This is a genomic window from Phyllobacterium sp. (assembly GCF_037994405.1).
GTDB lineage: Bacteria > Pseudomonadota > Alphaproteobacteria > Rhizobiales > Rhizobiaceae > Phyllobacterium.
The window spans coordinates 1-9,822 of sequence record NZ_JBBNAN010000277.1; the positions used below are offsets into that span (position 1 = coordinate 1).

A 9,822-nucleotide genomic window follows, 5' to 3' on the forward strand; every position below is an offset into this window, starting at 1 on the left:
GCCGAGGACCAGGACCGGCAGTTCAGTGAGCGTTACTACGGACGCTTTGAACGGCGCATCGGACTTGGCCGGGAGGTTGACGAGGATAAAGTCGTGGCAACATTCAAAAACGGCCTCTTGACCGTGACGTTGCCGAAGACTGAAAAAGCGCAGGCGAATGCAAAACGCATCGCGATCAGCAGCGACAAGTGAGCCTTAGATCGCCGGCACGAGCGCCGGGTGCATCCATCGGGATGCACCCGGTCAGCATCCTAAATTCACTGGAGATCAAAGCCATTAGCCTGCTGCCGGGCACGGTTGCGGCTCGCGGCCCATCCTTTTGAAGCGCGGCCTTGACCGCGCCTCATCGCGGGTATGGGGCTTGGGTACATCGACGGGGCAATTTGGGCCGTCGATGCGTGCGTCAAGATCAGCAGCCAGGAAGTGCGAAGGGGAGGGTTTGGGGGCGAGGGAACCGTCGGCCCGCACCAACGACGAACTACGCCGCCTCGATGTCGGTTTGTGAAAAGTCATTACCCTTGAAGAGCAAAGGCAGTCGGTTATCCTTCGCACAGGCATAGGAAAAGCAATCGCCAAAGTTCAACCGCGCTGGATGGGCGACAAAGCGGCCAAATGTCCGCGCGGCCTGAATTGCGCTGCCGTGCATGGTTCCATGCACTGACATTTCCGTTGCCCCGATTGTTTCGATAAATCGTTCAACGTCCTGCTGCGCCTGATCAATTAAGTGCGGCGGCGTTGGCTCTTGGTCGCCATGGATCGAAATGGAAACAATTCGAGCGAGGCTCACAACCGCTTCAAACATGGAAAGGGAGGAATAATAGATAGGCTTTTTGGCCATTTCGATTTTGGCAATGAGATAGCCCGCGTCTTCCTCATCCGCGCAAATGGCTACAATTGCCGAGGCATCTAAAAACATTAAACTTCCCACATTTCATCGGTATATTTCTTCATGTCGAAGTCGGGCTTATTTGGTCCCATCCTCGCCTTTACGTCGTCCTGAATCGTTTTAATTCGGTCTTTAAGTGGTATAGCTTGTTGAGCGCGCGCCAGCTCGTTCTGCAATGCGCGTCTGACGGCCTCGGTCTTGTTAGGTGCCTTTGTGACCTGCTGGACCTTCACGGCCAGAGCATCAACGTCATCGTCGCGAATATAAAGAGGCATTTCGTTCCCCTGGGCGCCGGGCGCATATTTCAAATCGTATATGCGAATATCTTATATTGAATATTCCGCCTTAGCAAGGCGATGCCGCACCTAATCGTTTGACTAGGTGCACCGGTCAGGCCGTTCGGAAGGAGAGGAACGAACGGCCTGGATCATGGTTCGGCGATATCGCCGGTTTCCTCTACCAGCTCATCGATAAGGGAAAGAGCGTAAAAGCGTCATTGCAACAAAAAATAATTGGGGTAACCACGCAACAATTCGGGCCTCCTGATGACTGGTGCGGCCAGGCGCTAAACATCCTGGTCGATGACGATTTATAAGGACCCCAATTGCGGATGCTGCAATCTTTGGGCAAAGGCCATGGAAAATGCCGGCTTCACCGTAAAACGCGTAAACACGGATGATTTGTCCGGTATCAAGAAGCGCTTCGGCGTGCCCAAAGTCGTGGAAGGCTGCCACACAATAGCGATCCGAATGCCAGCTACGATATCTACGCCGTCGCCAACGGGCCGCACGCGAAGACTTCTGTCTACTACGAGGTCAGGCCAAAAAACTGAGATCCGTGGTAGCATGTCTCTTGAGATTGCGTGATATCGGCGAGCCGCAGAACCAGATGTCCGGGGACCGCTCAAAATTGCACCATCGTGGTGCGGCGGCTTTGCAAGTATGGAGGTGTAGCTATGGCATATTCATATCGGTGCAAGGATTACCCCGGGATGGAAGCCTGTCCGGGATCGTTTACGGCCGAGACCGAGACGGAATTGTGGAAACACATCGAGCTGCATGGCGCGGTTGCTCATCAGGAGAACCCTGAGCAGTGGTCGCCAGAAGATCGTCAACAGATTAGGAAGCTCATTCTTGCTACCTAACGGCACTATTTCTAAGGGCCACGCATGTTCGGCTGTGGGGCCGCGTGGTCCTTGCCGGTAACGATCGGCCAGTGGTTCGCGGACGGCATATTGTCTGTTTTCCCTTCCATGATACCTTTGCTATTGATGGCGCGAAGGTCGCGTCCCGGACCCGTTGCGGACTTTCCCTTGCGGCAGTCCGGCGGCAGGCCGTGACCCTTCTCGGTCATTCGAAGGGCTGCTTCCACTCGCGCTTTATCGACCTCACAACCGCGGACTCATCGCCGACGAACTCTGTCCGCGACGGTGGGAGCGGGCGATCGAGCCGCCAAAAAGCCAGGGGTCGATCTGCTCTGAGATTTCGAGTGCACCATCCACCTCAATTCCTAGGAAGGGGAACGTTGCTCTCTCCGGGTTCCGATGAGCAGTTGTCAGGCATGCAGCTTTTTCCCGTCATCTTGTAGACCAGGCGCCACCTTTAGATCGGCGGGCTGCGCGCAGTATCGAGCCGGCTCGGGACCGGTCATACCAACCATTTCTCGACCAACCTCGCGAAGTGGCGCGTCGCATGATATCCTGCGCTATCGTTCTTTGTGCCTGCCTCCGCGGAACGGCTTCAACCTGGAGAGGCTGTCGTGAAATCTCTTCGTATCATCGTTCGCCGTCTTGGTGGGCCAGAGGTCTTAGAAACCCTGGTGGAAGAGGCGCCAGAGCCGGGGCCAGGCGAGGTGCGCGTGCGCGTGCTCGCTGCCGGCGTCTCCTTCGCAGAATTGCTGATGCGGGAGGGTATTCATCCGGAAAAAACGACCCTACCATTCACGCCAGGATGGGACATCGTGGGTGTCGTGGACAAAACCGAAGGGGGGACGTCGCAGGCAACGGTCGGTCAGATGGTTGCGGCACTGCCAATTCATGGTGGCTACGCACAGTACATCTGCCTGCCAGAGAGTGAACTCACTCCTGTTCCTGCTGACCTTGATCCCGCCGAGGCCGTGAGCCTCGTGCTAAATTACGTCACGGCCTATCAGATGATGCGTCGCGTTGCGCATACCTCATCAGGTCAACGCGTACTCATCCATGGTGCCGCCGGAGGAGTCGGTACGGCTTTGTTGGAGCTTGGTCGTCTGGTGGGACTGGAAATGTATGGCACAGCATCATTGGCCACTCATCAGATCGTTTCCGATCTGGGCGCCACGCCGATCGACTACCAGAAGACCGACTTTGTCGAAGAGATTCACCGCCTAACAGGCGAAGGCGTGGATTTCGTCTTCGACGGAGTTGGCGAAGCCAATGTTTGGCGCTCATTCCAGGCTCTGAGATCGAGTGGCCGCGTTATCGCTTATGGCTTCACTTCATTTCTACAAGAGGGCCAGTTGGCAGGCGGTTTGCGTTACCGTCTCCGCGGCATACTGCGGCCCGCGTGGTACGCGCTCCGCGCTTTCCTTTCGCCCGGCAGACGACGCATCCTCCCGTACAGCATACAGTATCTGAAACGGTGGAAACCGGCATGGTTTCGTGAAGATTTGAGCGCGTTGCTTGATCTGCTTCGCGACAAGAAGATCAAGCCAATGGTCGCCGAGCGGATTCCACTGAGTGAGGCTCGTCGCGCGCATGAATTGCTCGGCCAGGGATCGGTGAGGGGCAAGCTTGTGCTGATTTGCGGTTCCCTTGCATCTTGAGACGTTGCGGAAGTGAGAAATTGGCTTGGCACAGTCGCAATAGTCGTCCGGCGCCACGGTGATGGAGATGATATGGTTGCAGCCCATGTCGCCATGCCCCCAGCCAGGCCGAGTGTTTACGGAAGTGCGCTTGCCTGGTGGTCGATCGCCCAGCCCGCGAATGTCCGTTTCTTGGCAGCAATCTGAGGTCGGCTCCTGTGCGCAACCAAGGCGTTCCGACAGCCACACGGTACCACCCAAAGCGGAAGTTCGTTTGATCCGGGCAAACTCACACTTATGGCCCGACCCGGCCTCGGGGACCTGCGTCGTTGGACGGCTGCTTTCCACCCCACGACCTTGGCCGGGGACCAACATCTGGCCGCAGTTCACGAAGGCTGTGTGAAAACTCCGATGCACCGCTGTACGGTCTATGATAGGGTGAATGCGGGAGAAACGGCGGTTCCGCCTGATGCGCCCGCACGCCTCCTTAGTCGAGGGAGGTAGACATGGCATATTACGTATTGCTCGTAAATTTCACGGATCAAGGCGTTCGGGCGGTAAGGGATACGCCGAAGCGTGCCGAAGCGTTCAAAGCGATGGCCGAGAAGAGCGGGGCCAAGGTCCACACGCTCTTATGGACACTCGGCCAACACGATGTCGTCAGCATTGTCGAGGCCGCCGATGACTTGGCCGCAACTGCCCTTAGTTTGTCGGTTTCAGAACTCGGCAATGTCAAAACCCAAACGCTGCGAGCGTTCGACGCTGCCGATATGCAGCAGATCATAGGTAAGATGGCTTGAAGTCAGTGTCTTGGTGAATGGCAGAAGCCTAGCTCTTGCACCAGATCTCTGGGCTTCTGCCCCTGAACAAAGAACCAACTGCGAGCGGTCGTTCGGCTTCGAGCCTCCTAGCCGGGTACAGTGGTGATACCCTCCAGCGTCGTTTCCATCGCGAGATCGGCTTCATCGGCGCGCATTACAGCACCCTCAAGTTGGCCGCATGGCCGGCGATGAGCAAGCTGTTGTCCTTGTTTCAAAGCGCTCTGGCATGTGAGCAACAGTATAAGTTATTTTCTATTAGTGAGACACGGCGTTCTGTTCTCACGCATCACGACATGTTCCCGCGCTATTCCACGCAAAGATTACAGGCTAAGCCCGGCAACAACATAAAACAGCGCTGCAATAAATGCCGCTGCCGGCATGGTGATCAGCCAGGCGATGACAATGTTGCCGGCCAATCCCCAGCGTACTGCCGAGACACGCCGCGCCGCGCCAACACCGATGATCGCGCCGGTGATCGTATGGGTCGTGGATACCGGAATGCCGAGCCATGTTGCTGCGAACAGCGTCAGTGCGCCGCCGGTTTCGGCACAGAAGCCCTGCATCGGATTGAGCCTGGTAATTTTGGATCCCATGGTATGGACAATACGCCAGCCGCCGAAAAGCGTGCCGAGCGCCATTGCCGACTGGCAGGCAATCACGACCCAAAACGGGACACTGAATTCGCTTCCAAGATAACCTTGCGAGAAGAGCAATACGGCAATGATGCCCATGGTCTTCTGCGCATCATTGCCACCATGGCCGAGCGAATAAAGCGAGGCGGAAATAAATTGCAGGCCACGAAATGTGCGATCAACTGCAAAGGGTGTCTGCCGGACAAAAATCCAGGAGACGATCAGGACCAGTAAAAGTGCCAGGAAGAACCCAATCGTCGGCGACATGAAGATCGCGCCGATCGTCTTCAGCAGCCCAGTCCAGACGATGGCATCAAAACCCGTCCTAACAAGACCTGCACCGACGAGACCACCGACAAGCGCGTGCGACGAGCTTGACGGGATGCCGAATATCCACGTGACAATGTTCCAGATTATGGCGCCCATGAGCGCGGCAAAGATCAGCCGCGGCGTGACGATGCTCGGGTCGATTATGCCCGTCCCCAACGTTTCAGCAACGTGCAGACCGAAGAATAGAAAGGCGATGAAATTGAAAAAAGCCGCCCAAAGTACTGCATACTGAGGGCGAAGCACCCGGGTGGAGACGATCGTCGCGATCGAATTGGCCGCGTCGTGAAGGCCATTGAGAAAATCAAAGAACAAGGCAACCGCAACAAGACCTGCCAGCAGCGGAAAGCTGAGCGCTGCGTCCATCAAACGTTCTCGATCACGATACCGCTAATCTCATCCGCGACGTCCTCGAAGCGATCGACCACCTTTTCCAGTTCGCCGTAAATCTCGCTGCCGATGATATAGGCCATAGGGTCGGACTTGCCGTGACGCTGGAACAGGTCCTTCAGTCCTTGGTCGTGCAACTCGTCGGCACGCCCTTCGACTCGGACAACTTCTTCCGCAATGGCACTGAGCCGGGCCGAGTGCGTTCCCATGCGGCTGAGAAGTGGAATTGCTTCCGCAATCAAACCTGCAGCTTCAACGATGAGCATACCCATTTCGCGCATACGGGGATCGAAGCTGCGCTGCTCGAAAAGTCGGATCGTCTTGACCGTCTTGTGCATCATGTCGATGGCATCGTCCATCGACTGTATCAGGTCCTTGATGTCACCGCGGTCGAAGGGCGTGATGAAACTGCGGCGGACGGCGAGCAAAACTTGCCTTGTGATTTCGTCCGCCTCGTTCTCAAGTTCGATGATGCGATCGCAGTGGCGATCGATGTCGCCTTCATCGGCGAGAAGCGCTTTCAGCGATTCTGCTGCCTCGACTACTACGCGCGAATGTTGTGCAAAAAGATCAAAGAACCGGTCCTCACGTGGCAATAAAGCACGAAACCACTTCAGCATGGCGGGCACATTCTCATTGTGGGACTTTCAATCAGCTGATGGCTTAACTCGTCATAGCTGGATCAGCCTGCTACTTCAACTGGGCTGATTGTTCCTGGGCTTAACAAAGTCTACGGATCGGTTACGGCATCTCTGGAACTAAAACTGCCGAAAAATGGTTAGACGGATAAAGAGAATCTGACGATAGTGAACCTTTCGTCGGGTGTTTGAAGTTCATGCGCGATGGTCACCAATCAAGGAAAGAGATGGTCGAAACAAGAAGCGCGTCATGTCAAAAATGCCGGAAAGACGGGCCGGATGCCGCAGGTCGCCGCCCTGCCTTACCGTATCGGTGATGACGGGCAGGTTGAGATACTCCTGATTACAACCCGCCGTACCAAACGCTACATTTTTCCCAAGGGATGGCGAATGAAAGGGCGGAGCGACGCCGAGGCGGCCGCACAGGAGGCCATGGAAGAAGCGGGCGTTCTCGGCACGGTCTCAAAGCTTCCGATAGGGCAATACTTCTACTGGAAAGAGCTTTCCAGGATGTCGATTCAGATCAGGGTTTCCGTTTATACCTTGGCCGTATCCGAGCAATTGTGGCAATGGCCCGAAAAGGACCAACGCAACAGGATATGGGTTCATCCCGATCGGGCTGCCTTCATGATCAGTGATCGCTCGCTCATTCCGTTCATCAAGGAAGTCCAACAGCTTTCGCAAAATCTCCGCGAACTTTGAGATACTTCGAATGCAAGCCAGAGGCCTCGTGCTGGAGTGCCTGTCTGAAGATGCCGTGTCTCGCAAAAGTTAGGGAGTTTTGCGAATGCGAACCGCGCGTTCGAAATGCCGTCGCCTCTATTTGCAAGTTCGAGGCGACGGCACCTGCATCTGCCAGCTTCCTGCTACGAATTTAGAAGCGGCAGGATTGAGCTTAGGGCAAGCCTCCCGATGGGACTTCCAAGAAATTGACGCGGATACAGAATCTTGATCAAGAAATTTGGCTCCATTCGTCCGTGCGACTGGTATGAAAGGCTGAATGTAGGGTGGAGGCCGTGTGAAAACTCATCGCCAGCGGCATGTAGCCTACGGGCCCAATTTTCGTGCGCCGGTCCAGACCTGCAACGGCATTGCGAGCCACGTCGCGATTTGCCAAGGGTATTCGCCCTCCCACAGCACTCCGATTTAGGCGTATAGTCGCGCATTGCTGGCGGTTTGATCTCGACGATCACCGCGGCATCAAGTGATTGCAGCGATTTACGTGACGCCGGCGCTGATTTTAGGCAGCGCAAGACTTAGAGTGCCATTTGATCGATACCTGCTTCTGCACGACGCAACGCCAACCAATGGAGGCTCCCCATGCCACGCATGCGTGCTGTTCAAGTGAAAAACGCCAACGGACCGTTCGAGCTGGTCGAACGCGACATCCCGATCCCAGGCCCGAGTCAGGTACTGATCAAGGTCCAGGCGTGCGGGGTATGTCATAGCGACGCGTTCACCAAATTGGGGGCATTCCCGGGCATCACCTATCCGCGCGTGCCGGGCCACGAGGTTGTGGGAATTATCGACAAGGTCGGCGAGCGTGTGCCCAATTGGAAGCCAGGGCAACGGGTCGGCGTGGGCTGGCACGGCGGTCATTGTGGCCATTGCCCCTCCTGCCGCCGTGGCGATTTCATCACATGTGCGAACGGGCAGATTCCCGGCATCAGCTATGATGGCGGCTATGCTGACTTCATGATCGCGCCGTTCGAAGCCCTGGCTGCGATCCCGGATGATCTGCAGGCCGCCGAGGCCGCGCCGCTGCTGTGCGCTGGCATCACGACCTACAATGCATTGCGCAATAGCGGGGTCCGTGCGGGCGATACCGTCGCGGTGCTCGGCATCGGCGGTCTCGGTCATCTCGGTGTGCAGTTCGCCGCCAAGATGGGCTGCCGCACGGTCGCCATTGCGCGGGGCGCCGACAAGGAGCCGCTGGCGCGCAAGCTTGGCGCTCAACACTATTTCGACAGCACGACCCAGGATGTCGCCGCTGAACTGAACAAGCTGGGTGGAGCTCGCGTGATCCTGTCCACCGTCACGAATTCGCAGGCTATGAGCGCGGTGCTTGGCGGACTGGCTGTCGATGGCAATATGATCGTCGTTGGCGCTTCACCCGACCCCATCGAGGTCTCGCCACTTCTGCTGATCGGCGGCCGCCGGGGGATCCAGGGGTGGCCTTCTGGAACCTCGGCTGATTCAGAAGACACCCTGGCCTTCAGCGCCCTCGCCAACATTCGGCCGATGATCGAAACGATCCCGCTCGAGAGGGCCGCCGAAGCCTATGAGCGGATGATGAGCGGCGCAGCCCGGTTCCGGATGGTGATAACGACCGGACAATAGTCCAGTCGTTATGCATGTGGGGGGACGCCGGGCAGCTTCGTAGCCGCCGGGCGCCCCTCGTGGAAAGTGCTGCTGGCCAGCGACAGCCGCGTGTTCCTTTGACGCTCTCGATACCGAGTCTGATGGCTCGGACGAAGGTCCCGCAATGGGTCCGATTCCGGTCGTCCCGATTTTGCAATTTTAGGAGTTCTAGGACTTTTTGCTACCGAGCAACACATCGAACTACAGAGAACGCAGGCTAACACGACTTTTGGTCATCGCAAGATCAGGGAGGCCGTGTGAAAACACGCCGCGTCAGCCGGAGCGCAGAATCTTGTTCTCGGCAAATGCCGTTGTAACCCTCTGACAACCATCTCATTCTCATTTTGCGCCAAGTGAGTAACGGCGTTCTGAAGGCTTCCGTCGCGTTGAGTTTTCGCACACCCTCGGTGGATAGCGGTCGCCCGCCAAGGCAGCTGCGACGGCTCCCTTGCGCCAATAGAAGACCTTCACCAAGGCAACCATTTACGGCAGCATTTACTGTTTTCCCGGCCGAGTTTGCCGGCCAAATACACCAGGTCGAGCTTCACGCAATTGCTGGACTCCGGGGTTGTTGCAGTAGGCTGGTCCGGTACGCCTGAATTCCTCAAGATGCGTTGAACACATTTTCGATCCGACCATGGGCCTTTGCAGTCAGCCGAACAATGACCCGCCGCCTGTCATTGGCAGTGTTCGACCACTCGACGAGTGCCACCCGCTGCAATCGGTTGACGAGTTCAACCGCACTGTTGTACCGAATCATCAAATGGTCAGCAAGTTCACCAATGCTCATGTTGCCTCCGAGTCCGAATTCAAGAATGGCAAGGATGGCCTGGCGCTGCTGCGGTGCCAACCCGACTGACACGTTTATTAGGATTGTCCGCAGTTAGATCACGTCGTACCGACGGACGGCCGTAAGTGGGTAGGTCGGGAATACATTTTGCGACCCCTTAGGTGCTACCCTGACACAAGGCAAACAATGTATCGTA

12 protein-coding genes are annotated in these 9,822 nt (G+C 56.6%); 6 read left to right on the forward strand and 6 right to left on the reverse strand.

The features are described from left to right. Positions 1–192: Hsp20/alpha crystallin family protein (locus AAAC48_RS15165; RefSeq protein WP_340654967.1), on the forward strand; the 192-nt coding region annotated here is incomplete at its 5' end. 286 nt (positions 193–478) lie between these two features. Here the strand turns inward: AAAC48_RS15165 and AAAC48_RS15170 are convergent. Beyond that, the gene (locus AAAC48_RS15170) at positions 479–916 is read right to left on the reverse strand and encodes a type II toxin-antitoxin system VapC family toxin (RefSeq protein WP_340654968.1); all 438 of its coding nucleotides are present in this window, start codon (positions 914–916) and stop codon (positions 479–481) included. Next, positions 916–1,161, reverse strand: a complete 246-nt coding sequence (locus AAAC48_RS15175) for a type II toxin-antitoxin system VapB family antitoxin (RefSeq protein ID WP_340654969.1) — start codon at positions 1,159–1,161, stop codon at positions 916–918. Before AAAC48_RS15175 ends, AAAC48_RS15170 begins: the two co-directional genes overlap by 1 nt. Positions 1,162–1,841: 680 nt before the next feature. Between AAAC48_RS15175 and AAAC48_RS15180 the strand changes: the two genes are divergently transcribed. Beyond that, on the forward strand, positions 1,842–2,030 hold the full coding sequence (locus AAAC48_RS15180; RefSeq protein WP_340654970.1) for a DUF1059 domain-containing protein: 189 nt from the start codon (positions 1,842–1,844) through the stop codon (positions 2,028–2,030). An 11-nt stretch (positions 2,031–2,041) separates the two neighbouring features. Here AAAC48_RS15180 and AAAC48_RS15185 read toward each other — a convergent pair whose 3' ends face one another. Continuing rightward, on the reverse strand, positions 2,042–2,239 hold the full coding sequence (locus AAAC48_RS15185; protein WP_340654971.1) for a hypothetical protein: 198 nt from the start codon (positions 2,237–2,239) through the stop codon (positions 2,042–2,044). A 405-nt stretch (positions 2,240–2,644) separates the two neighbouring features. Between AAAC48_RS15185 and AAAC48_RS15190 the strand changes: the two genes are divergently transcribed. Together AAAC48_RS15190 and AAAC48_RS15195 are read left to right on the forward strand one after the other, a co-directional pair. Next, positions 2,645–3,688: a medium chain dehydrogenase/reductase family protein gene (locus AAAC48_RS15190; RefSeq protein WP_340654972.1), complete on the forward strand. Its 1,044-nt coding sequence runs from the start codon at positions 2,645–2,647 to the stop codon at positions 3,686–3,688. Between the two features lie 485 nt (positions 3,689–4,173). After that, a complete protein-coding gene (locus AAAC48_RS15195) occupies positions 4,174–4,467 on the forward strand; it encodes a GYD domain-containing protein (protein ID WP_340654973.1) in 294 nt (97 codons plus the stop codon). Between the two features lie 341 nt (positions 4,468–4,808). Here the strand turns inward: AAAC48_RS15195 and AAAC48_RS15200 are convergent, their stop codons facing one another. Continuing rightward, positions 4,809–5,813, reverse strand: a complete 1,005-nt coding sequence (locus AAAC48_RS15200; RefSeq protein ID WP_340654974.1) for an inorganic phosphate transporter — start codon at positions 5,811–5,813, stop codon at positions 4,809–4,811. Continuing rightward, positions 5,813–6,457: a DUF47 family protein gene (locus AAAC48_RS15205; protein ID WP_340654975.1), complete on the reverse strand. Its 645-nt coding sequence runs from the start codon at positions 6,455–6,457 to the stop codon at positions 5,813–5,815. Before AAAC48_RS15205 ends, AAAC48_RS15200 begins: the two co-directional genes overlap by 1 nt. Before the next feature lie 297 nt (positions 6,458–6,754). Here AAAC48_RS15205 and AAAC48_RS15210 point away from each other — a divergent pair, with 297 nt between their 5' ends. Both AAAC48_RS15210 and AAAC48_RS15215 read left to right on the forward strand, forming a co-directional pair. After that, positions 6,755–7,177, forward strand: coding sequence for an NUDIX hydrolase (locus AAAC48_RS15210; RefSeq protein ID WP_340654976.1), 423 nt, complete (start codon positions 6,755–6,757; stop codon positions 7,175–7,177). A 618-nt stretch (positions 7,178–7,795) separates the two neighbouring features. Next, positions 7,796–8,815 (forward strand): alcohol dehydrogenase, encoded by a 1,020-nt coding sequence (locus AAAC48_RS15215; RefSeq protein ID WP_340654977.1) that lies wholly within the window; start codon positions 7,796–7,798, stop codon positions 8,813–8,815. Between the two features lie 625 nt (positions 8,816–9,440). On the opposite strand, the gene AAAC48_RS15220 is transcribed toward AAAC48_RS15215, so the two are convergent. Next, positions 9,441–9,698 (reverse strand): MarR family winged helix-turn-helix transcriptional regulator, encoded by a 258-nt coding sequence (locus tag AAAC48_RS15220; RefSeq protein WP_340654978.1) that lies wholly within the window; start codon positions 9,696–9,698, stop codon positions 9,441–9,443. Positions 9,699–9,822 lie beyond the last annotated feature (124 nt).

What these genes read in the sequence shown, in the direction of transcription:
- AAAC48_RS15195 (WP_340654973.1), top strand. Translation starts at nt 4,174, where the DNA reads ATGGCATATTACGTATTGCTCGTAAATTTCACGGATCAAGGCGTTCGG.
- AAAC48_RS15180 (WP_340654970.1), top strand. Translation starts at nt 1,842, where the DNA reads ATGGCATATTCATATCGGTGCAAGGATTACCCCGGGATGGAAGCCTGT.
- AAAC48_RS15170 (WP_340654968.1), bottom strand. Translation starts at nt 916, where the DNA reads ATGTTTTTAGATGCCTCGGCAATTGTAGCCATTTGCGCGGATGAGGAA.
- AAAC48_RS15200 (WP_340654974.1), bottom strand. Translation starts at nt 5,813, where the DNA reads ATGGACGCAGCGCTCAGCTTTCCGCTGCTGGCAGGTCTTGTTGCGGTT.
- AAAC48_RS15210 (WP_340654976.1), top strand. Translation starts at nt 6,755, where the DNA reads ATGCCGCAGGTCGCCGCCCTGCCTTACCGTATCGGTGATGACGGGCAG.
- AAAC48_RS15185 (WP_340654971.1), bottom strand. Translation starts at nt 2,239, where the DNA reads ATGACCGAGAAGGGTCACGGCCTGCCGCCGGACTGCCGCAAGGGAAAG.
- AAAC48_RS15215 (WP_340654977.1), top strand. Translation starts at nt 7,796, where the DNA reads ATGCCACGCATGCGTGCTGTTCAAGTGAAAAACGCCAACGGACCGTTC.
- AAAC48_RS15175 (WP_340654969.1), bottom strand. Translation starts at nt 1,161, where the DNA reads ATGCCTCTTTATATTCGCGACGATGACGTTGATGCTCTGGCCGTGAAG.
- AAAC48_RS15205 (WP_340654975.1), bottom strand. Translation starts at nt 6,457, where the DNA reads ATGCTGAAGTGGTTTCGTGCTTTATTGCCACGTGAGGACCGGTTCTTT.